20 protein-coding genes are annotated in these 20,829 nt (G+C 71.6%); 9 read left to right on the forward strand and 11 right to left on the reverse strand.

Annotation, left to right across the window (positions count from 1 at the left end; all coding sequences use genetic code 11):
• The 5 genes from ACYVKX_RS03580 to ACYVKX_RS03600 are packed head-to-tail and all read right to left on the reverse strand — an operon-like array spanning position 1 to position 5,406.
• A complete protein-coding gene (locus ACYVKX_RS03580) occupies positions 1-906 on the reverse strand; it encodes a hypothetical protein (RefSeq protein WP_460829200.1) in 906 nt (301 codons plus the stop codon).
• Positions 903-1,625, reverse strand: coding sequence for a class I SAM-dependent methyltransferase (locus tag ACYVKX_RS03585; protein ID WP_460829201.1), 723 nt, complete (start codon positions 1,623-1,625; stop codon positions 903-905). The genes ACYVKX_RS03580 and ACYVKX_RS03585 overlap by 4 nt, the downstream gene beginning before the upstream one ends.
• Positions 1,622-3,196, reverse strand: coding sequence for a hypothetical protein (locus ACYVKX_RS03590; RefSeq protein WP_460829202.1), 1,575 nt, complete (start codon positions 3,194-3,196; stop codon positions 1,622-1,624). Before ACYVKX_RS03590 ends, ACYVKX_RS03585 begins: the two co-directional genes overlap by 4 nt.
• Positions 3,193-4,113 (reverse strand): glycosyltransferase family 2 protein, encoded by a 921-nt coding sequence (locus ACYVKX_RS03595; protein ID WP_460829203.1) that lies wholly within the window; start codon positions 4,111-4,113, stop codon positions 3,193-3,195. The genes ACYVKX_RS03590 and ACYVKX_RS03595 overlap by 4 nt, the downstream gene beginning before the upstream one ends.
• Positions 4,114-4,170: 57 nt before the next feature.
• Positions 4,171-5,406, reverse strand: a complete 1,236-nt coding sequence (locus ACYVKX_RS03600) for an NYN domain-containing protein (RefSeq protein WP_460829205.1) — start codon at positions 5,404-5,406, stop codon at positions 4,171-4,173.
• Positions 5,407-5,593: 187 nt separating this feature from the next.
• Between ACYVKX_RS03600 and ACYVKX_RS03605 the strand changes: the two genes are divergently transcribed.
• The 5 genes from ACYVKX_RS03605 to ACYVKX_RS03625 all read left to right on the forward strand — a co-directional run bounded on the left by ACYVKX_RS03605 (position 5,594) and on the right by ACYVKX_RS03625 (position 11,261).
• Positions 5,594-7,372 carry a DEDD exonuclease domain-containing protein gene (locus ACYVKX_RS03605; protein WP_460829206.1) on the forward strand — a complete coding sequence of 593 codons (1,779 nt, stop codon included), beginning with the start codon at positions 5,594-5,596 and terminating at the stop codon, positions 7,370-7,372.
• Entirely contained in the window at positions 7,369-7,647 is a 279-nt protein-coding gene (locus tag ACYVKX_RS03610; protein ID WP_460829207.1) for an Lrp/AsnC family transcriptional regulator, read from the forward strand. Before ACYVKX_RS03605 ends, ACYVKX_RS03610 begins: the two co-directional genes overlap by 4 nt.
• A gap of 308 nt (positions 7,648-7,955) precedes the next feature.
• A complete protein-coding gene (locus tag ACYVKX_RS03615) occupies positions 7,956-8,375 on the forward strand; it encodes a hypothetical protein (protein ID WP_460829209.1) in 420 nt (139 codons plus the stop codon).
• Positions 8,375-9,088: an ABC transporter ATP-binding protein gene (locus tag ACYVKX_RS03620; RefSeq protein ID WP_460829210.1), complete on the forward strand. Its 714-nt coding sequence runs from the start codon at positions 8,375-8,377 to the stop codon at positions 9,086-9,088. Before ACYVKX_RS03615 ends, ACYVKX_RS03620 begins: the two co-directional genes overlap by 1 nt.
• The gene (locus ACYVKX_RS03625; protein ID WP_460829211.1) at positions 9,075-11,261 is read left to right on the forward strand and encodes a cell division FtsX domain-containing protein; all 2,187 of its coding nucleotides are present in this window, start codon (positions 9,075-9,077) and stop codon (positions 11,259-11,261) included. The genes ACYVKX_RS03620 and ACYVKX_RS03625 overlap by 14 nt, the downstream gene beginning before the upstream one ends.
• Here the strand turns inward: ACYVKX_RS03625 and ACYVKX_RS03630 are convergent.
• The 3 genes from ACYVKX_RS03630 to ACYVKX_RS03640 are packed head-to-tail and all read right to left on the reverse strand — an operon-like array spanning position 11,258 to position 13,020.
• On the reverse strand, positions 11,258-11,530 hold the full coding sequence (locus ACYVKX_RS03630) for a hypothetical protein (RefSeq protein ID WP_460829212.1): 273 nt from the start codon (positions 11,528-11,530) through the stop codon (positions 11,258-11,260). The genes ACYVKX_RS03625 and ACYVKX_RS03630 overlap by 4 nt on opposite strands.
• A gap of 36 nt (positions 11,531-11,566) precedes the next feature.
• Positions 11,567-12,604, reverse strand: a complete 1,038-nt coding sequence (gene trpD / locus ACYVKX_RS03635; RefSeq protein WP_460829213.1) for an anthranilate phosphoribosyltransferase — start codon at positions 12,602-12,604, stop codon at positions 11,567-11,569.
• Positions 12,601-13,020 (reverse strand): Rv3143 family two-component system response regulator, encoded by a 420-nt coding sequence (locus ACYVKX_RS03640; protein ID WP_460829214.1) that lies wholly within the window; start codon positions 13,018-13,020, stop codon positions 12,601-12,603. The genes trpD and ACYVKX_RS03640 overlap by 4 nt, the downstream gene beginning before the upstream one ends.
• A gap of 130 nt (positions 13,021-13,150) precedes the next feature.
• On the opposite strand from ACYVKX_RS03640, the gene ctaE reads away from it, so the two are divergent.
• The 4 genes from ctaE to qcrB are packed head-to-tail and all read left to right on the forward strand — an operon-like array spanning position 13,151 to position 17,537.
• The gene (ctaE, locus tag ACYVKX_RS03645; RefSeq protein WP_460829215.1) at positions 13,151-13,798 is read left to right on the forward strand and encodes an aa3-type cytochrome oxidase subunit III; all 648 of its coding nucleotides are present in this window, start codon (positions 13,151-13,153) and stop codon (positions 13,796-13,798) included.
• A 37-nt stretch (positions 13,799-13,835) separates the two neighbouring features.
• The gene (gene qcrC / locus ACYVKX_RS03650; protein ID WP_460829217.1) at positions 13,836-14,705 is read left to right on the forward strand and encodes a cytochrome bc1 complex diheme cytochrome c subunit; all 870 of its coding nucleotides are present in this window, start codon (positions 13,836-13,838) and stop codon (positions 14,703-14,705) included.
• Positions 14,702-15,784, forward strand: coding sequence for a cytochrome bc1 complex Rieske iron-sulfur subunit (gene qcrA / locus ACYVKX_RS03655; RefSeq protein WP_460829218.1), 1,083 nt, complete (start codon positions 14,702-14,704; stop codon positions 15,782-15,784). The genes qcrC and qcrA overlap by 4 nt, the downstream gene beginning before the upstream one ends.
• A gap of 1 nt (position 15,785) precedes the next feature.
• Entirely contained in the window at positions 15,786-17,537 is a 1,752-nt protein-coding gene (gene qcrB / locus ACYVKX_RS03660) for a cytochrome bc1 complex cytochrome b subunit (protein ID WP_460829220.1), read from the forward strand.
• A 214-nt stretch (positions 17,538-17,751) separates the two neighbouring features.
• Here the strand turns inward: qcrB and ACYVKX_RS03665 are convergent, their stop codons facing one another.
• The 3 genes from ACYVKX_RS03665 to ctaC are packed head-to-tail and all read right to left on the reverse strand — an operon-like array spanning position 17,752 to position 20,812.
• Positions 17,752-18,150, reverse strand: a complete 399-nt coding sequence (locus ACYVKX_RS03665) for a cytochrome c oxidase subunit 4 (protein WP_460829221.1) — start codon at positions 18,148-18,150, stop codon at positions 17,752-17,754.
• Positions 18,150-19,898: an aa3-type cytochrome oxidase subunit I gene (ctaD, locus tag ACYVKX_RS03670; RefSeq protein ID WP_460829222.1), complete on the reverse strand. Its 1,749-nt coding sequence runs from the start codon at positions 19,896-19,898 to the stop codon at positions 18,150-18,152. Before ctaD ends, ACYVKX_RS03665 begins: the two co-directional genes overlap by 1 nt.
• Positions 19,895-20,812, reverse strand: a complete 918-nt coding sequence (gene ctaC / locus ACYVKX_RS03675) for an aa3-type cytochrome oxidase subunit II (protein WP_460829223.1) — start codon at positions 20,810-20,812, stop codon at positions 19,895-19,897. Before ctaC ends, ctaD begins: the two co-directional genes overlap by 4 nt.
• Between the last annotated feature and the right edge of the window lie 17 nt (positions 20,813-20,829).

The raw sequence follows: 20,829 nt of genomic DNA on the forward strand, positions 1-20,829 counted from the left end.
TCAGGAACGCTCCCAGCGACCACCGACAGTCGGCTGCGGCAGCGCGCTCCCGCGGCGTGTCGCCCGGGCGACCACCCAGGCGCCGAGCGCCAGCAGCAGGTCGCCGCCGGTGTGCAGCGCCCGGGTCAGCAGCGCCAGCGCGGTCGCGGTCGTCACGCCGGTCACCGGCGCGAGCAGCGCGATCAGGGTGACCTCGCGGGCGCCGACGCCGGCCGGCGCGAGGACGACGAGCACGCCCACGGCGTACGCCGTCGTGAAGGCTCCGGCCGCGACCGGGAAGAGCGCCACGGACGGCTCGGGGGCGATCGCGAGCACCGCGCCGGCGTAGCAGGCCCAGGTGACCGCCATGAGCACGACGAGGACGCCGACGCCGGCCCACGACAGCCGGAGCCGCCCGACCCGGTTCACCGCCGCGGGCGTCAGCCCCGCCGCGCAGCCGGCGAGCCCGGCCACGACCAGCCAGGTCGGCACGGGCGGATCCCAGGCGCCGCTGAGCGCGAACGACCCGGCGACCAGCCCGGACGTCGCGAGGTTGAGCCACAGGAACATCAGCGAGGTGCCGACGGTCGCCCGCATCGGCACGTCGAAGCCGCGCGCGAGCTCTGCGTGGGCGCCCATCGACCAGACCGACCCGGGGATGTACTTGCCGAGCTGGCCGACGAAGAAGACCGCGCGGCCCTCCCCCGGCGGCATCCGGTGGCCGTAGCCGGCGAGCAGCCGCAGCCAGGCCACGCTGGTCACGAGCAGCCCGGCGATCACCAGCGCCGCGGCCACCGCCAGGCCGAGCGGCGAGGTGTCACGCACGACGGCGAGCAGCTCGTCGCCCTGGTCGCGCAGCCCCCACCAGGCGAAGCCCAGCACCAGCGCCAGGAACGCCCAGCGCAGGACGTCGAGCCGCCGCCTCACGACGCCGCCCGGTGCAGCCTGATCAGTGCCGTGCGGGTCGGGTAGGGCAGCGCCGGCGTGATCCCGCGGGTCCACTCCACCGTGAGGCGGTTCCCGAGCGCCCCGATCGCGTCGCGGTAGCGCTCCCGGTCGACGTTGTCGAAGACGATCAGCCCGCCGTCGGCCAGCCGGTCGATCGCGCGCACCAGACAGGCCTCGCGCGCGCGGCCGTCGATCACCACGAGGTCGAGGTCGCCGGGGACGGCGTCGACCGCGTCGGCGTACCGCTCGAAGTCGAGGCCCGCGAACCCCGGCTTCGCCGACGGTACGCCGCCCGGCGACATCAGCCGGGTCGGCTCGACCACTCGCAGCTCGACGTTGTCGGCGGCGCGGGCGGCGAGCGCGCGGGCCGTGCGGGCGGCCCAGCGCGGGTCGTGCTCGACGCTCACGACGGCGCCGGCGCGCCGCGAGAGCCAGACGGTCGAGGCGCCCGAGCCCCACTCGAGCACGCGCGCGTCCGGCCGGTCGCGGAGGAACGCGTCGACCTCGTCGGCGGCCGCGAAGGTCCACCACGGCACGTCCAGCCGCAGCATGTCGTCGAGGTCGTGGATGGCGAGCCAGGACCGCACCCACAGCGCCCCGCGCCGGCGGGCGGCCGCGCGGTCGAGGAGACCGAGCAGCCCGGTCGCCCCGAGCAGCGACCGGACCGCCCGCAGGGCCGCGACGTAGAGGCGCCTCACGACGCACCCTCGCACCGCGCGACGTAGGACATCGTCATCGTGCGCCAGTACATCGGCCGGGTGACGTCGGCCAGCCGTGTGCAGTTGTCGCCGATCCGGTCCCCGCCGCTGACGATCGCGAGCCACTGCGTCGGCGCGGCGTCCCAGGTGCCGCTGCGCCGGGAGTCGTACGGCGCGAGCGGCCCGATCACGTCGGTGCTGCAGTCGTTGCCGCCGTCGTTGCCCCGGCGCACGAACGCGCCGTCGACGAGGTACGGCTGGCAGAGCACGAACCCGCCCTCGGGCACCTCGGGCGCGAGCTCGCGGACGCTGGTGCGCCAGTAGTCGGTGGGCAGCTGGTACTCCGGCCGCCGCTCCCCCACGCTCGGCGCGAGGATCGCCGCCGGGAGGCTGGCGTAGGCGTAGTTGTAGGGGAAGAGCTGCACCTGCACGACCATCGGCGCCACCAGCGCGACCGCGCCGGCCGGCCAGAGCCACCGCCGGGTCGCGAGCGCGGCGATGCCGATCGTGGCGAGCACCGCGAGCGCCGGGTAGGCGAACAGTAGTTGCCGCAGGCCGTTGTAGAGGTTCGACCCGCGCGCGATCGCCAGCAGCGGCAGGGCGAACGCCTGGAGCAGCACCAGCGCGAGCACCGGCTGCTCGCGCAGGCGGCGTACGGCGACGACCGCACCCAGGCCGCCGAGCAGCAGCAGGAGGGTGGGGACCTCGGCCACCAGGTAGGCGGGCACGTAGCCCCGGCCGACGCTGCCCCCGCCGAACCTCGACGACTCGAGCACGGAGCCGGTGAGCGCGTCGAACGGCGACCCGAACAGCGCCGGGTAGACCAGCGCCAGCGCCCCGACCCCGACGACCACCGCCGCGACCATCGCGAGCAGGCGGGCCACGACGTCGGTGCGCGTCATCAGGACGACGGCCGCGGCGAGCGCCAGCGCGAGGCCGGGCCAGATGCCCGGGCGGGTGCCGGCCGCGAGCAGCACCCCGGCCGCCGCGGTCGCCGAGCCCGCCGCCAGCAGCCGCCGGCGCTCGGTGGTCGCCAGCACCGCGAGGCCGAGCGTCACCAGGGTGTAGCCGACCGCGACCGGGACGTCCTTGAGGTTGAACATCGCGTGCCCCGTCCACGCCGGCATCGCGGCCAGGGCGGCCGCGGCGACCAGGCCCCAGGACCAGCGGCGCAGCGCCAGCCGGGCCAGCGCGGCCACGCCCGCCAGCGCGGCGAGCGAGATGACCGCGAGGCCGAGGTGCCGGACGGCGTACGCCTGCGCGGTGGTCGACACCACCCCCCAGGGGTCGATCCCCCACAGCCCGGACCACGCCTGCAGCAGCACCATCGTGACCGGGGCGTAGACGTACGCCTGCGCCTCCGACGGCGCGGGCGCGTCGCCGAGGAGGTCCTGGTCGAGGAGGTACCACCCCGACGAGCCGAGGTAGTTGCGCATCCGCAGCACGTGGTACGGCTCGTCCCACGACACCCCGGTGCGCCAGCCGCCGGCGAACAGCATGACCAGCGCGGCCGCGAGGACGAGGGCCGCCACCGCCAGCAGCGCGCGGTGCGGTCGGGGCGCTCGGGTCACGTGCGCCGGCCCAGGCCGCGGTTGCGGGCGTGCACGACCATCTCGGCGAGCAGGCCGAACAGCGTGAGCTGCAGGCCGACCAGCACCATCAGCACCCCGGCCAGCAGCAGCGGCCGGTCGCCGATCGGCTGGCCGGCCGCCTTCGCGACGGTGAGGTAGCCGAGCGTGAGCAGGCCGAGCACGAACGACGCCATGCCGACCGCGCCGAACAGGTGCGAGGGCCGGTTCTCGTAGGACAGCAGGAACCGCACGGTCAGCAGGTCGGAGAAGCCGCGCCAGAACCGCGCCAGCCCGTACTTGCTGGAGCCGCTCATCCGGGCGTGGTGCTGCACCGGCACCTCGGCGACGCGGTGGCCCATGCCGTGCGCGATCACGGTCAGATAGCGGTGCATCTCGCCGTACAGCATCGGCGAGACGTCCTCGGCGACGGCGGCGCGCATCGCCTTGTAGCCGGAGTTGAAGTCCCGGCCCGGCGCGCCGGAGAGCAGGCCGGTGGCGCGGTTGTAGACCCGCGAGGTCGAGCGCTTCACGAACCGGTCGTTGCGCACCAGCCGCGCCCCGGTCACCAGGTCGGCGCCGTCCTCGATCCGCGCGAGCAGCCGGCCGAGCTCGGCGGGGTCGTCCTGCCCGTCGGCGTCCATCATCACGATGGTGCTCGCGCCGCCGTCCAGCGCGCGGCCGAACCCGCGCTGCAGCGCCGGCGCCTTGCCGAGGTTGTGGCGCAGCGTCTCGAGCTCGAGCGCCTCGTACGCCGCCATCAGCTCGACCACGACCTTGCCGGTGCCGTCCGTGGAGCCGTCGTCCACCACGAGCACCCGCCCCATCGGGTCGAAGACGGCCACCTCGGACAGGACGCGGGGCAGCAGCACCCGGAGGTTCTCGGCCTCGTCGAGGGCGGGGATGACGACCCAGAGCATGGCCCTCAGCGTGTCCACGGCGGGTGAACGGCCCGGGTGCCTCGCGTGGCGTGTTGCCTAACGCGAGAGGAGGTCGAGGAGCGCCTCGGGGGCCACGACGCGGGCGCCGTCGCGGGTCACGTCGCCGGCGACCGCCCGGTCGCCGGTGACCACCACGACCACGCGTCCCTCGGGCTCGGCCGCGACCAGGTCGCGGATCACGTCGTCGGCGATCACGCCGCGGGGGCTGAAGAGCACCCGCACGCCGCGTGGGGCGTTCACCGGCGGCCGGTGGTCGGTGTCGGCGGCGTCGAAGACGACCGTCGTCTCCGCGCCGGTGCGGGCGACCAGCGGGGCCAGCGAGCCCGTCAGCCGGGTCCGCTGCGCCTCCAGCGGGGAGGCCGGCCAGGCGGCCTTGCTGACGTTGTAGCCGTCGACGATGAGCCGGGCGCGCGGCATCGCGAGGTACTGCTCCAGCGCCGCCTGGCTCGGCACCCGCTGACCGGCGCCGGCGACGTCGGCCTCGACCCGGTCGCCGGGCGCCCCGCTCACCTGCGGCAGCGCGAGCTCGCGGCGCAGGCCGCCGGCCGCGTCGATCACGGTCTCCAGCAGGATCCGCGCCCGCAGCGTGGCCTCGTCGCGCTCGGTCCGGGCGCCGCGGCGACCCTCGCGGGCCTCCTCCTCGAGCCGCTCGACCCGGCCGCGCAGCCGCTTGTTCTCCCGCTCCAGCCCCGTGGCGCGCTCGCCGGCCGCGCGCTCGGCGGCGGATGATGCCTCGGCGGCCGCCTTGGCCTGCTTCTCCGCGGTCCGGGTGTCCCCGAGCCTGCGCCGCAGCGCGGCGTTGTCGGCCTTGACCTCGTCGAGCTGGGCCTTGTGGGCGGCGCGCAGCTCGCGGACCGCCCGCTCGGCGTCGGTCAGCCGCGACCGCAGCCGCTCGGTCTCGCGCTCGGCGCGGCCGCCGGCCGTCGGCCGCTCCTCGACCCGGCGGACGGCGTCGGCGAACCCCGCCTCCCAGCCCTCGGGCCGGGTCAGCCAGCGCAGCGCGGCGTCGGCGGCCGGGTCGCTCGGGTCGGGCGGGTCGGGCGCCGCCCGGGCCGCGACCTGGGTGCCGACGCGCTCGCGCAGCTCCTCGTCGGACAGCGCCTCGACGATGGCGCTCGCCCCGAGCCGCGCCCGGCGTGCGGGGGCGAAGTCCGCCACTCGCCGTACCGCCGGAGGGAGCTTGGGTACGTCGGGCAGCACGTCGGCCGTGAGCGCGACGATGCGCGTGCGGACCGGCTCGGGGAGCTCGGCCAGGGTGGGCGTGCTCGCCATCCGGCCTCCTCTCCCGCGGGCCCTCTCCCACGGGCCTCTCCGGTGAGCCGAGCGTAGTCCGCGCGTCGTCCCGGGCGATGTCGGTGGGGCGATCTAGCGTCGGTCGCATGAGCGAGCGCAGCGAGCGAATCATTCGGTGCAGCGCGTCTTGTGCCTCATGCGCGCACGGAGCGAAGCGAGTACGCGCATGAGCAGCGTCCAGGGTGCGACCTCCCGGTGGGAGTCCCGGTGGGAGTCCCGGTGGGAGTCACAGCGCAGCTTCGACGAGTTGGGCCGCCCGCTGCGCGACCTCACCTTCTGCGTCGTCGACCTGGAGACCACCGGCGGCTCGGCCGAGGGCGGCGCGATGATCACCGAGATCGGCGCGGTGAAGGTGCGCGGCGGCGAGGTGCTCGGGGAGTTCCAGACGCTGGTCAACCCGCACACCGAGATCCCCGCGTTCATCGCCGTGCTCACCGGCATCACCAACTCGATGGTCGCGACCGCGCCCCCGATCGAGTCGGCGCTCCCGTCGTTCCTCGAGTTCGCGACCGGCAGCGTGCTGGTCGCCCACAACGCGCCGTTCGACGTCGGCTTCCTCAGGCACTTCGCCGAGCGGCAGGGCCGGCCGTGGCCGCGGTTCGAGGTGCTCGACACCGCGAGGCTCGCCCGCCGGGTGGTCACCCGCGACGACGCGCCCAACTGCAAGCTCTCCTCGCTGGCCAGGGCGTTCGGCTCCCCCGTCACGCCCAACCACCGTGCGCTCGAGGACGCCCGCGCCACGGTCCACGTCCTGCACGCGATGCTGGAGCGCCTCGGCGGGCTCGGCGTGCACACGCTCGAGGAGCTGCAGACGTTCTCCTCGCGGGTCACCACCGCGCAGCGCCGGAAGCGCCACCTCGCCGAGGGGCTCCCCCACGCGCCGGGCGTCTACCTCTTCCGCGACGACCGCGCCCGCGTCCTCTACGTCGGCACCTCCCGCGACCTGCGCACCCGGGTGCGCTCCTACTTCACCGCCTCCGAGACCCGCTCCCGGATGGGCGAGATGGTCGGCATCGCCGCCTGCGTCGACGGCATCGAGTGCGCGACCGCGCTGGAGGCCGAGGTCCGCGAGCTGCGGCTGATCGCCGAGCACGAGCCGCGCTACAACCGCCGCTCCCGGTTCCCCGAGCGGGTCCACTTCGTCAAGCTCACCCGGGAGCCGTGGCCGCGGCTGTCGCTGGTGCGCCGGGTGCTCGACGACGACGCCGACTACCTCGGCCCGTTCTCCTCGAGGAGGACGGCCGAGAAGTGCCTGGCCGCCCTCCACGACACCTTCCCCGTCCGGCAGTGCTCGGGGCGGCTGCCCCGGGCGCCCTCGCGGTCCGCCTGCGTCCTCGCCGAGATGGGCCGGTGCCTGTCGCCGTGCGACGGCAGCGTCGACGACCCGACGTACGCCGCCGTGGTGCGCCGGCTGCGCGACTCGCTGCTGCGCCGCCCCGACGAGGTGGTCGACGCGATCAACGACCGGATGGCCTCGCTCGCCGCCGACGAGCGGTTCGAGGAGGCCGGCGTCCACCGCGACCGGCTGGCCGCGTTCGTGCGCGCCGCGGCCCGCACCCAGCGCCTGTCCGCGCTCACCCGCTGCCCCGAGGTGGTCGCCGCGCGGCGCGAGGACGACCACCGCTGGGCGGTGCACGTCGTCCGCTTCGGCCGGCTCGCCGCGGCCGGCGTGATCCCGCCCGGCGCCGACGCCCGCGACTACGTCGCCACGCTGCGGCTCTCCGCCGAGACCGTCGCCCCCGCGCCCGGCCCGACGCCGGCGGCCACCGCCGAGGAGACCGAGAAGGTGCTGCGCTGGCTGGAGTCCCCCGGCGTCCGCCTGGTCGACGTCGACGGCGAGTGGACCTGCCCGGTCGCCGGCGCCACCCGCCACCTCGCCGTCCACGACGCGGTCGACCAGTCGCGGAAGTCCCTGGTCCCGTTCAGCGATAGGGTCGGCCCGTGATCACCGCCATCGTGTTCGTCAAGGCCGACGTCGCCCGGATCCCCGAGGTCGCCGAGGGCATCGCCGCCCTCGAGGGCGTCAGCGAGGTCTACTCCGTGACCGGCCAGATCGACCTGATCGCGCTGGTCCGGGTCCGCGACCACGACGACGTCGCCGCCGTGGTGGCCGACCGGCTCAACAAGGTCCCGGGCGTGACCGCGACCGAGACCCACATCGCGTTCCGCGCCTACTCCCGCCACGACCTCGAGTCGGCGTTCTCCCTCGGGCTCGACTGAGGGCCTCGTTCCCCGTCGAGTTGGGCCTCGTTGCCCGTCGAGTTGGGCCTCGTTGCCCGTCGAGTCGGGCCCGATTGCTGGTCGCGTCGTTAGGCGGACGCCGCGACCCAGCGGTCCAGCGTCGCCCGGGCCGCGACACCAGCAGTCCGCGTCCGTGCGTCCCCCCGACAACCGCGGTGCGTGGAGAATCCGTGGCCCCTGGCCTTGACAGGTTCGATCGCCCGATTCAGCGTTTAGTCACCTGTGACATATCGGGTGTCGCAGGAGCTCAGAACGGAGAGCTCAATGAAGACGGCTAAAAAATAGCGATGCTGGTCCTCGCGGTGCTTGCGTTCGCCGCCCCGGCCGTGGCGTCAGGAGGAAACTCCGGGAACTTCGCTCGACCACTCACCAACAGCGACAGCTCAGCAGAGCTACGCGCCGGCAGCTGGCAGTTCGACAGGTGGCCCAACGGACCTCAGTTCCCCGGCTTCAACTACTACGGCAACCTGAAGGACCTCAAGGCTGACGGTGACTGGGTGTACACCCGGGGCAAGGTTGACGGCTATGACTGGGGCGGCGGGGCATCGGCTGAGAACCATGACGGCGCCGATGCGCCGGCGAAGCCGATCGCGCAGAAGGTGTGGGGTGCCGACCCGCCGGGTCAAGGCAAGATCCAGGTCTGTCGGCACCGTTCGGGCGTCATCCCGAATATCTGCGTCGAATCGGATTGGAAGTACCCCGCCTGATGTTTGCCCGCCGCCCTTCTAGCTCAACGATCACTGCCTCGAGCCAGATCCGCGGCGACCTCGAAGCGTGCGGCGTCGAGTTCGCATTCGGTGCCGCACGCTCCGCGCTGGGGCCGCTCGATCTCACCTTCGTGTCCGGATCACACACCGCGATCGCGGGACCGAGCGGCTCTGGCAAGAGCACACTGCTGCAACTGCTCGCGGGCATCCTGACACCCGCCAAGGGGCTTGTTCGGATCGGCGATACCGCGCTGAGCGAACTCGACCAGGATGCCCGCGCCCGTGTTCGTCTGCAGCACTTCGGCATGGTCTTCCAGTTCGCTGAACTCCTACCCGAGTTGACCATTGCAGAGAACATCGGCCTGCCCACCCGCCTTCTTGGTCAGCCCGAGCCGGACGACGCGATCGAGGCCATCCTGGGTCGGCTGCAGATCGCGCATGTGGCCGACCAACTTCCCTCGCAGGTATCGGGTGGGGAGCGTCAGCGCGCGGCGATCGCCCGTGCCGTCGTTCACCGGCCGGCGGTGATCTTCGCGGACGAGCCGACCGGCGCGCTGGACCGCGACAACGGTGAAGTCGTGCTCTCGCTACTCCTCGACGTCAGCCGTCAGTCCGGTTCGACGTTGATCGTCGTCACGCATGATGTCGATGTTGCGAGCCGACTCGACGAGACGGTGCAGTTGCGTGACGGAATGCGGCATGAACTCACATGACCGCCGGGTAGGCGTCGCGCTGGGCTGGCGATGGTTCAGCAAGCCGGAGCGCGAGAACCGTCCGCTGAGGTCTCGCCGGATCCTGGCTGCCGCCGTCGCGATCTGGGTGGCGGTTCTCGGCGCCACTCTCTGGCAGGCCAATGACGACCGGATCGAGAGAGGACGCGCGCAACAGCCCGCACCGGCCGCGGGCGCAAGCCTCTTCAGAGTTCTGCAGACTGACACCCCGTACCGCGGAGACGTGTGGACGACCGTCTTCATGGATGGCGCAGGCGGTAATCGTCTGCCGTCCCCGCCCGGCGTTCCGACTTTCGTCGCGTACGGCGAGACGTATGTGTCGCCCGCCGTACAGGACGCGATGGAGCGCGATCCTACGATTGCTGCTCGCGTCCCCGGCACCGTCGTCGGCACGATCACCGACGACGGTCTTCAATCTCCCGACCAGTACTTCGTCTACACCGGTGCCAACTCGGGCCCGCACTGGCGAGGTGCCTCCGGGTGGGGGTCCGATGTCGTGGCGGTCAGCCGCGCTGGGGTCCCGCGCTGGCCACTGCTCGCGCTGGTCGTCGTCCTCATGGGACTGCCAGCACTGATTCTCGCCCGCGCTACCGGCAGGATGTCGGCGCTTTCGCGTCAGCGCTCACTCGCTGCCCTGCATCTCGTGGGCGCGCCCGCATCCTCGCTCGCCCTGGCATCCACCGTCGACGCAGCGCTCTCCGCAAGCATCGGCACGGCCTTCGGCACGATCGCGTCCGCGGTCACAGTGGCGATCATGCACGAGTCCACAGCGCTGGGCCTGGCCTGGTTCGCACCTCAGACGCTGGTCAGCCTTCCCGTGGTCACCGTCGCCTGGCTCGCGCTTTCGACTGCGGTCGGCGGCGACGCCTGGCGCATGACTCGGCAGGACCTCCGTACTCCATGGGTCGCGCGCGCGGGCGGACCTCGGCCTGTTCGGCGATGGACCGCCGTACCGCTTGTTACCGGGGTCGCCGGCCTCGCGGGCATCGTCATCAGTGACGTCTTCCTCGGTGCGCAAGTGCCACCCGCGTGGTCGATCGCCTACTTCTTCGGCGGCGGGCTGCTCGCGGTCGCCGGAGCGATTGCCGGACTGCCGCTCATACTCGAGATGACCAGCCGGCGACTGCGGCGCCGAGACAGTCGGCAGACCGCCGCCGGCTTCGTGGCGGCCCGGCGCCTGGCATGGCGCCGCGACTCGATCGCCGCCTCCGTCCTCGGCGTCGTGATCATCGGCATCTCCGGCCTGGTCGGAGCCGGTGCACTCGCCGACCTCGCGGCGATCTCTCCCAACTACCCGCAGGGTGACCGCTACAGTCTGCAAGGCCTCGCCGGCCGACAACTGCGATCAGCGCTCGAGGTCGATGGCGCCACTCGGGTCCTGCAGGTCACCCAGGACCGCAAGACCTTGATCGTGGCTGAATGCGACCAACTTGCGCGAGTCCTCGCGATGACCGATCCACAGCTCACCGACTCGTTCGGTCGACAGTGCACCCCGGATAACGTGTTTCGGATCGCGCGAGGCGGCGCCGCAAGCGACGACCGTGTCGTGCTTCCCGGCGTCACCAACTCCATGCTGCGCTTCGCGACTCTGGCGACTGCCGATCCAGCCACCTTCGACACGCCCCGCGGGCAGCACGACATCATCGCGTGGCCCGGTCCCACGACCCGCGACGTGGACCGCTACATTGCCGCAGTCGCGGCGGCCGGGCCCCAGGTTCAAGTGACCAACCTGAGTGCGGACTCCTACAAGCCCATGGTCGCTCCCACCAGGCGCCTTCTGATCGTCTGCACCATCGCCGGGCTCCTGACCGCAATGGCTCTTCTCGTTCTGACGGCGCTCGACAACTACCGACGCACGCGCGCGGACTCGGCACGGCTCGTCGCTCTCGGAGCGCCGTCGCGAACGGCGGCACTCATTCACGCCCGCGCGTTCGGAACAGGCGTAGCGGTCGCTCTCATCGTCGGAATCGGCATCGGCCTACTCGCAGCCACCGTGTACGACAACGCAGGCGGGCTGGTCAGCGGCCCTGGCAGCCTCGGTCTCGGCCTCGCAGGAGTTGCCACGGTCATCAGCGCACTCGCCGTGGTCGTCGTGTGGATCACCGCCCGCCGCGAAGCCTTCGCCAATCCCCTTGAAACCATGCAGAGTGACTAGCTTGCCAGGAACTCGTCGAGCGCCGCACGCTCCTGAGCAGTCAGTGGCGTGCGGGTGTGCCGCAGGCGGGAGGCGTCGTCGAGCGGCTTCGTGCCCGCGGCCATCGCCGCGCTGCTGAGCTTGCCCGGCCGCAGGGTCACGACCTGTCCCGGCCCGACCTCGAGCTGGGCGTCCTCGCCCAACAACTCGGCCACGTCCGCAGGCACGCGCAACTCCCCCGCGGCAGCGGGCACGACCCGCACCTGGCGTGCGGCAGCCGGCTCAGTCATGCCTCCAGGCTGGACGACCGCACGCCGAGGAGTCGCTCACACAGACGACGCCGCGACCCAGCGGTCCAGCGTCGCCCGGGCCGCGCCGGAGTCGATCGCGTCGCGGGCGCGGACCAGGCCGGCGGCCAGCGCCTCGTCGGGGTCGGCGCCCGGCGCCTCGTGCACCGCGAGCGCGGCGGCCGCGTTGAGCAGGACGGCGTCGCGCACCGGCCCCTGCTCGCCGTCGAGCAGGCGGCGTACGACGCCGGCGTTGTGGGCCGCGTCGCCGCCCCGCAGCCCCTCGGTGGTGCCCTGCGGGAGGCCGTGCGCGGCCGGGTCGACGCTCACCTCGGTGACCTCGCCGGTGTGGACCCGCCACAGCCGCGAGGTGGTCGTGGTGGTGAGCTCGTCGAGGCCGTCGTCGCCGCGGAACACCCACGCGTCGACGCCGCGCCGGGCGAAGACGCCGGCCATCACGGGCGCCATCCGGGCGTCGGCGCAGCCGATCGCCTGCGCGGCGGCGTGGGCGGGGTTCGTGAGCGGGCCGAGCAGGTTGAACGTGGTGCCGATCCCCAGCTCGCGCCGGGGTACGGCGGCGTGCCGCATCGCCGGGTGGAAGGCGGCGGCGAAGCAGAAGGTGATGCCGGCCTCCTCGGCGACCTGCGCCACCCGGGCGGGCGGGAGGTCGAGCCGGATGCCGAGCCTCTCGAGCACGTCGGCGGAGCCGGACTGCGAGGACGCCGAGCGGTTGCCGTGCTTGACCACGCGCGCGCCGGCGCCGGCCGCGACGATCGCCGACATCGTGGAGATGTTGACCGACATCGACCGGTCGCCGCCGGTGCCGACGACGTCGAGCAGCCGCCCGGGCACCGACAGCGGCGTCGCCACGGCGTACATCGACTCCACGAGGCCGCTGACCTCGTCGACGGTCTCTCCCTTGGCGCGCAGCGCGACCGCGAAGCCGGCGATCTGGGCGGGCGTCGCCTCGCCGGCGAGGACCTCGCCCATCGCCCAGGCGGTCTGCTCCGCGCTGAGGTCCCGACCCGCGACCAGCGCGGAGAGCACCTCGGGCCAGTCCGGCCGACGATCGGTCACGTGGCGGCAGGGACGCGCGACTTGAGCAGCGAGACGACCGCCTCGGCGAGCTGGATCGGGTCCAGCGGGTGCGGGACGGCGGCCTCGGCGCGCGACCAGGTCGCCAGCCAGGCGTCCTGGGGCCGTCCGGTGAGCACCAGCACCGGCGGGCACTGGTAGATCTCGTCCTTGAGCTGCTTGGCGATGCCCATGCCGCCGGCCGGGACGGCCTCGCCGTCGAGGATGGCCAGGTCGATGCCGCCTGCGTCCAGGTTCGAGATCACGACCGGCTCGGTCGCCACCTCGACGTACTCGAGCTCGGGCAGGTCCGGGTGCGGCCGCCGGCCGAGCGCCAGGATGACCTGCTGCCGGGTGTTCACGTCGTCGCTGTAGACGAGCACCCTCAGGGGCCCGGTCGGGGTGGTCGAGTCGCTCACGCCCGCGATGCTACCGGGCGCCCCGGGCACGCCGTCAGGTGCGCTGTCGACCTCGCCACGACGAGAGGACCGCGAAACGCAGCGCGAAACACAGGGGGTCGGGGTGCCCTCTCCTGCGAGCCACGACATAATGACGCTCGTGGCGACTGCTTCCGCGATTCCGGCCTCCCGACTGCACGGGCACCACGACCGACCGAGCATGGTCAGCGTCGGGACCATCATCTGGCTCTCCAGCGAGCTGATGTTCTTCGCGGCGCTGTTCGCGGCGTACTTCACGATCCGCGCCGTGAGCCCGCAGCTGTGGGCCGAGAACACCGCCCTGCTGAACGTGCCGTTCGCGACGGTGAACACCACGATCCTGGTGCTCTCCTCGCTCACCTGCCAGCTCGGCGTGTTCGCCGCCGAGCGCGGCCAGGTCGGCCGCAGCGGCTCGGTGCTCAACGTCAGGGGCTGGGGCCTGCGCGAGTGGTTCATCCTCACCTACGTCATGGGCGCGGTGTTCATCGCCGGCCAGGCGACGGAGTACGCCGCCCTGGTCCGTGAGGGCGTCACGATGCAGGACTCGGCCTACGGCTCGATGTTCTACCTGACCACCGGCTTCCACGGTCTGCACGTGACCGGCGGTCTGATCGCCTTCCTGTTCGTCCTCGGCCGCACGTACGCCGCGCGCAAGTTCACCCACGAGCAGGCCGTGAGCGCGATCGTCGTCTCCTACTACTGGCACTTCGTCGACGTGGTGTGGATCGGCCTGTTCGCGACCATCTACCTCGTCAAGTAGCCCCGACCGCAGCCCGACTGAACGCTTAGGACCCGATGTGCGCCTCCTGAACCGCTCCGCAGGTCGCCCCTCCCGGCACCGCCGCGGCCCCCTCGCGGGCCTGGTCGTCCTCCTGCTCGGGCTGCTCCTGACCGGTGGCCTCTACACCGCCTTCGCACCCGCCCAGGCCGGCGAGACGGCCTCCAGCGAGGAGCAGATCGCCAAGGGCCGGGAGCTCTTCCTGGTCAGCTGCGCGACCTGCCACGGCCAGAACGGCGAGGGCGTCCGCACCGTGTCGGGCGGCAACCTCGGCCCCTCCCTGGTCGGCGTCGGCGCGGCCGCGGTCGACTTCCAGGTGGGCACCGGCCGGATGCCGATGGCCCAGCCGGGCGCCCAGGTGCCCAGCAAGCCGCCGACCTTCAACGACGAGGAGATCGCCGCGCTGGCGGCGTACGTCGCCTCGTTCGGCCCCGGGCCGGCCGTCCCCGAGGCGAGCGACTACAGCCTGGACGGCCTCTCCGAGGAGGAGCGCCAGGCGGCGATTGCGCGCGGCGGCCAGATCTTCTTGACCAACTGCACCGCCTGCCACAACTTCAACGGGTCCGGAGGCGCGATGCCGAACGGCGGCTACGCCCCGAAGATCCGCGGCGTCGAGCCCCGCTACATCTACGAGGCCCTGCTGACCGGCCCGCAGAACATGCCGAACTTCAGCAACGGCAACCTCTCGCCGGAGGAGAAGCGCGCCGTGATCGCCTACCTCACCTCCCTCGACGAGATGCCCGAGTACGGCGGCTTCGGCCTCGGCGGCCTCGGCCCGGTCTCCGAGGGCATGGTCGCCTGGCTGGTCGGCATCGGGCTCTCGGTCGGCGCCGCCGTCTGGATCGCCGCCCACACCACCCGGTCCAGCAAGAAGAAGGTGGCGGCGTGAGCACCCCGCCCAACGGCTCCGGGCACGACGAGCCGCACGACGAGAACCTCCCCGCGCGAGACGACCTCTACGCCAACCCCGGGCTCCCCGAGCACCACTGGCGGCCGACCGACGTCGACGCCCGCATGGAGAAGCGGGCCGAGCGCCAGGTCGCGATCCTCTTCGGCCTGTCCGCCCTCTGCACCGTGCTGTTCGTCGTCGCCTACTTCACCGTCGAGAAGGACGACACCATCGCCGGGTACGGCGCGCAGAACGTCAGCCTCGGCCTGACCCTGGCCGGCGCGCTGCTGTTCATCGGCATCGGCATCATCCAGTGGGCCCGCAAGCTGATGGCCGACGTCGAGATCGTCGAGTATCGCCATCCGGCCGCGTCCTCGGAGGAGGACCGCGCGGCCACGCTGGCGGAGCTCGGCACCGGCCTCGAGGAGTCCGGCATCGGGCGCCGTCCGCTGGTGCGCAACTCGCTGCTCGGCGCCGTCGGACTCGTGGGGGTCACCGCGATCGTGCCGCTGTGGGACCTCGGCCCCACCAACGCCAAGGTCACCAAGGCCCAGCCGTACCCGGGTGCCGGCCTCGAGCGCACCCTGTGGGAGGAGGGCGTGCGCGTCGTCCGCGACGTCATCGGCACGCCGATCCGCCCCCGCGACCTCGAGATCGGCGACCTCGTGAACGCCGAGCCCGAGCGGCTGTTCAACGGCGGCGAGGACGGCGCGCCGCTCACCGGCCTGGCGCTCCAGGTCGGCAAGTCCAAGGGCGCGGTCGTGCTGGTCAAGATGGAGCCGGGCAACATCACCCCCGGCAAGGGCCGGGAGAACTGGTCGGTCGACGGCATCGTGTGCTATTCCAAGATCTGCACCCACGTCGGCTGCCCGATCTCGCTGTACGAGCGCACCACCCACCACATGCTCTGCCCCTGCCACCAGTCGACGTTCGACCTCTCCGACTCGGCGCGGGTCGTCTTCGGCCCGGCGGCGCGGCCGCTGCCGCAACTGCCGCTGAAGGTCGACTCCGAGGGCTACCTCGTGGCGCAGAGCGACTTCACCGAACCGGTCGGACCGAGCTACTGGGAGCGTGGCTGACATGGACACCACGAAGGTCGCCAACACCAACGCGACCACGCCGGCCACCCCCAGGAAGCCGAACCGGGCCGGCGCGGTCGCCACCTGGGCCGACGACCGCCTGGGCCTCGCGGCGCTGGGCAAGAAGAACCTGCGCAAGGTCTTCCCCGACCACTGGTCGTTCATGCTGGGCGAGATCGCGCTGTGGAGCTTCGTCGTCCTGCTGCTGACCGGCGTGTTCCTCACCCTGTGGTTCACGCCGAGCATGGGCGAGGTCGAGTACACGGGCAGCTACAGCCTGCTGCGCGGCGTCCCCATGTCCGAGGCGTACGCCTCCAGCCTGCGGATCTCCTTCGACGTCCGCGGCGGCCTGCTCATGCGGCAGATGCACCACTGGGCCGCGATGCTGTTCATCGGCTCGATGATGATCCACCTCATGCGCGTGTGGTTCACCGGCGCCTTCCGCAAGCCGCGCGAGCTGAACTGGGTGGTCGGCTGCCTGCTGCTGATCCTGGGCACCATCGAGGGCTTCACCGGCTACTCGCTGCCCGACGACCTGCTGTCGGGCACCGGCATCCGGATCGCCGACGGCTTCATCAAGGCGACCCCGCTGGTCGGCACCTACATGTCGTTCCTGCTGTTCGGCGGCGAGTTCCCGGGCGAGGCGATCATCCCGCGCCTGTACACCGTGCACGTGCTGCTGATCCCCGGCCTGCTGCTCGCGCTGATCGCGGCGCACATGCTGCTGCTCGTCTACCACAAGCACACCCAGTGGCCCGGTCCCGGCCGCACCGAGAAGAACGTCGTGGGCTACCCGATGCTCCCGGTGTACGCCGCCAAGGCCGGTGGCTTCTTCTTCATCGTCTTCGGCGTCATCGCGTTCATGGGCGCGCTGTTCACCATCAACCCGGTGTGGAAGTACGGACCCTACGATCCGTCCAAGGTGACCGCGGGCTCCCAGCCCGACTGGTACATGGGCTGGCCGGACGGTGCGCTGCGCATCTTCCCCGGCCTCGAGACCGAGATCTGGGGCGTCACGATCTCCTGGAACATCATCCTGCCGATCCTGATCCTGCCGGTCGCGGTCTTCCTGCTCGTGATGCTGCTGCCGTTCATCGACGCCTGGATCACCGGCGACAAGCGCGAGCACCACCTGCTGGAGCGCCCGCGCAACGCGCCGACCCGCACCGCGCTCATGGTGGCGCTGATCACGATGTACGGCCTGTTCTGGATCTCGGGCGGCAACGACATCATCGCGATCAAGCTGAATCTCTCGATCAACCAGATCACCTACTTCCTCCGGGTCGCGGTGTTCATCGGCCCGGTGCTGGCGTTCCTCATCACCCGTCGCTGGTGCATCTCGCTGCAGCGCAAGGACAACGAGACGCTGCTGCACGGGTACGAGACCGGCATCATCATGCGGTCCCCCGAGGGCGGCTACTCCGAGAAGCACCTGCCGCTCCCCGAGTCCCGCGCCTACACGCTCACCGCCCGCGACCGCGACCCGGTCGAGGACGGCGAGGTGGCCCCGCCGGTCGACGCCAACGGCGTACCCGCTCCGCACACGGGCCGGCTGGCCGGCGTACGCAACCGGCTGCGGACGCTGTACTACGCCGACAACGTCCAGAAGCCGACCCGCGCGGAGCTGGAGGAGGGCCACCACCACGCCGAGCACGAGCACGAGCTCCAGGAGTCGATGGACGGCCACGCCGCCGACGGCCACCAGTTCGACGGCCACCACCTCGTCGAGGACGAGAGCCTCCGCGGCCACTGACTCAGGGCGCGACTCGGCGCGTCTTGCCCGCCCGAGAGGCGCGACTCGGCGCGTCTTGCCCGCCCGAGAGGCGCGACTCGGCGCGTCTTGCCCGCCCGAGAGGCGCGAGTCGGCGCGTCTTGCCCGCCTCCTGGGCAACTAGCGCCGACTCGAGGCCCTCACGTGGGCAACTAGCGCCGACTCGGCATCCCCCGAGGGGACGATCCCGAGTCGATCAGTGCGCGTGCTCGCCGCGGTAGTACTCGAAGATCCAGCCCGACAGCGCCAGGGCGCCCAGCGCTATACCGATGATGAAGAGCCACCAGGCACCCATCGCCACGGCGTACACGCAGATGCCGAGGGTCAGCGCGCACCACAGCGGCCACCAGGAGTACGGCGGGAAGAAGCCCAGCTCGCCCGCGCCGTCGGCGATCTCGCCGTCCTTGCGGTCCTCGGGCCGGGGGTCCATGTTCTTGGCGTGGAAGCCCAGGTACAGCGTGACCATGCCGGCGAGGAGCGTGGTCATCACCAGGGCGGACGTGCCCGTCCAGTCCTCGGCGATGAACCAGTACGCCGGACTGACCAGCGCGAAGAAGATCGTGCAGATCGCGAAGATCCAGGTCTCGGACTTCATCAGGCCTTGTCCTCCGGGGTCTCACCGCGGTCGCGCAGCATCTCCTCGCGACCCTCCATGTCCGGCGCGTCGGCCGGGGCGCCCATGCGGGCGGCCTCGTTCTCCTCGAGCTCGATCGCGGCCACCTCCGGGTGGTGCAGGTCGAACGCGGGCGACTCCGAGCGGATCCGCGGGATCGTGACGAAGTTGTGCCGCGGCGGCGGGGAGCTGGTCGCCCACTCCAGCGAGCGGCCCCAGCCCCAGGGGTCGTCGGTGTTGACCAGCGGCGCCTTGCGGGAGATGTAGACGTTGTAGAGGAACGGCAGCGTCGAGGCGCCGAGCAGGAACGCGCCGATGGTCGACACCTGGTTCAGCGTGGTGAAGCCGTCACCGGGCAGGTAGTCGGCGTACCGGCGCGGCATGCCCTCCACGCCCAGCCAGTGCTGGACCAGGAAGGTGGTGTGGAAGCCGACGAACAGCAGCCAGAAATGCAGCTTGCCGAGCCGCTCGTCGAGCATCCGGCCGGTCAGCTTCGGCCACCAGAAGTAGAAGCCCGCGAACATCGCGAACACCACGGTGCCGAACACGACGTAGTGGAAGTGCGCGACCACGAAGTAGGAGTCGGACACGTGGAAGTCCAGTGGCGGGCTGGCCAGGATGATGCCGGTCAGGCCGCCGAAGAGGAACGTCGTGAGGAAGCCGATCGACCACAGCATCGGCGTGTCGAACGAGATGGACCCGCCCCACATCGTGCCGATCCAGTTGAAGAACTTCACCCCCGTCGGTACGGCGATCAGGAACGTCATGCCGGAGAAGAACGGCAGGTCCACGGCACCGGTGACGAACATGTGGTGCGCCCACACGGCCACGGACAGGATCGCGATGCCGAGGGTCGCGCCGACCAGGCCGATGTAGCCGAAGATCGGTTTTCGGCTGAAGACCGGCAGGATCTCGGTCACGATGCCGAAGAACGGCAGCGCGATGATGTACACCTCGGGGTGCCCGAAGAACCAGAACAGGTGCTGCCACAGGATCGCGCCGCCGTGGGCGGTGTCGAAGACGTGGGCGCCGAACTGGCGGTCGGCCTCGAGCATGAGCAGCGCACCGGCGAGCACCGGGAACGCGATCAGCACCAGCAGGCTGGTGACCAGCGTGTTCCAGACGAAGATCGGCATCCGGAACATCGTCATGCCGGGCGCGCGCATGCAGATGATCGTGGTGATGAAGTTGACCGCGCCGAGGATGGTGCCCAGGCCGGCCATCCACAGGCCCATGATCCAGAGGTCGCCGCCGACGCCCGGCGAGCGGACGGCGTCGGAGAGCGGCGTGTAGGCGAACCAGCCGAAGTCGGCGGCACCCTGCGGGGTGAGGAAGCCTGAGGCGGCGATCAGGCCGCCGAACAGGAACAGCCAGTAGCTGAACATGTTCAACCGCGGGAACGCGACGTCGGGCGAGCCGATCTGCAGCGGCATGATCACGTTGGCGAAGCCGAAGAACAGCGGGGTCGCGAACAGCAGCAGCATGATCGTGCCGTGCATCGTGAAGAGCTGGTTGTACAGCTCGTCGTTCACGATCTGCATGCCCGGGTAGGCGAGCTCGGAGCGGATCACCATGGCCATCAGGCCGCCGATGAGGAACCACGCGAACGACGTGCCGAGGTACAGCTTGCCGATCAGCTTGTGGTCGGTCGTGGTGAGGATCCGCGCGACCTCCTGGCCGAGCGGCCGGCGCGCGGGGGTGGCGGTCGGGGTTGCGGCTGTCGCGGTCACTCCGTGCCCTCCTCGGACTCGGTGTTCTCGGTCCGGTTGCCCAGGCCGGCCTGGTCGTCGGCGAAGCTGCCGCCCAGCAGCGGCAGGTCGGAGGTCGCTCCGGCGTCCTGCAGCTTCTGGAGGTAGGCGTCGTAGTCCTCGCGGGAGACGACCTTGACGTTGAACAGCATCCGCGAGTGGTAGACGCCGCACAGCTCGTAGCACTTGCCGGCGTACGTGCCGATCCTGGTGGGCGTGATGGCGTAGTTGTTCACGCGGCCCGGGATGACGTCCATCTTCATGAGGAAGCCGGGGATGCCGAAGTCGTGGATGACGTCCGGCGAGTGCAGGTTGAAGCGGGTGGTCTCGTTGACGGGGAGGTACAGGGTCGGGATGTAGGAGCCGGTGCCGGCCTCGAAGACGTAGGACTTGTAGGGGAAGACGTCGTCGTTGAGGTCGTCGTCGGCGGAGCGGTCCTGCTCGCCGAGGCCGTAGTTGAACGTCCAGGACCACTGCTGGCCGGTGACCTCGATGGTGTTGTCGACGCCGCCCTGCGCGTCCTGGTCGAGGACGTAGTTCTGGGTCTCGACGGTCTTGGCGAAGAACACGACCACCATGATGATCGGGGCGATCGTGTAGAAGATCTCGAGCGGCAGGTTGTAGCGCGTCTGGATCGGGATCTCGTCCTCGCTGCGCCGGCGGAACCGCCAGATGGCCCAGAAGATCAGCCCCCAGACGACGACGCCGGTGATCAGGGCCGCGATCCAGGCCCCCTGCCACAGGCCGAGGATGCGCTCACCCTGGGCGGAGGCGGGGTCCGGCATCCCGAACCGCTCCCACTCGCCCCGGGTCTGGGACGAGCAGCCGCCCAGCACCAGCACACTGCCGCCCACGGCGGCCAGCGCGGCCACCCGCTTGGGGAGTTGCAGACTCAACGCCTGAGCCTCTCTCT

This window comes from Nocardioides hungaricus, from assembly GCF_054782915.1.

What these genes read in the sequence shown, in the direction of transcription:
- ACYVKX_RS03665 (WP_460829221.1), bottom strand. Translation starts at nt 18,150, where the DNA reads ATGAAGTCCGAGACCTGGATCTTCGCGATCTGCACGATCTTCTTCGCG.
- ACYVKX_RS03630 (WP_460829212.1), bottom strand. Translation starts at nt 11,530, where the DNA reads ATGACTGAGCCGGCTGCCGCACGCCAGGTGCGGGTCGTGCCCGCTGCC.
- ACYVKX_RS03605 (WP_460829206.1), top strand. Translation starts at nt 5,594, where the DNA reads ATGAGCAGCGTCCAGGGTGCGACCTCCCGGTGGGAGTCCCGGTGGGAG.
- ACYVKX_RS03625 (WP_460829211.1), top strand. Translation starts at nt 9,075, where the DNA reads ATGAACTCACATGACCGCCGGGTAGGCGTCGCGCTGGGCTGGCGATGG.
- qcrB (WP_460829220.1), top strand. Translation starts at nt 15,786, where the DNA reads ATGGACACCACGAAGGTCGCCAACACCAACGCGACCACGCCGGCCACC.
- ACYVKX_RS03595 (WP_460829203.1), bottom strand. Translation starts at nt 4,113, where the DNA reads ATGCTCTGGGTCGTCATCCCCGCCCTCGACGAGGCCGAGAACCTCCGG.
- ACYVKX_RS03620 (WP_460829210.1), top strand. Translation starts at nt 8,375, where the DNA reads ATGTTTGCCCGCCGCCCTTCTAGCTCAACGATCACTGCCTCGAGCCAG.
- ctaE (WP_460829215.1), top strand. Translation starts at nt 13,151, where the DNA reads ATGACGCTCGTGGCGACTGCTTCCGCGATTCCGGCCTCCCGACTGCAC.
- ACYVKX_RS03600 (WP_460829205.1), bottom strand. Translation starts at nt 5,406, where the DNA reads ATGGCGAGCACGCCCACCCTGGCCGAGCTCCCCGAGCCGGTCCGCACG.
- ACYVKX_RS03615 (WP_460829209.1), top strand. Translation starts at nt 7,956, where the DNA reads ATGCTGGTCCTCGCGGTGCTTGCGTTCGCCGCCCCGGCCGTGGCGTCA.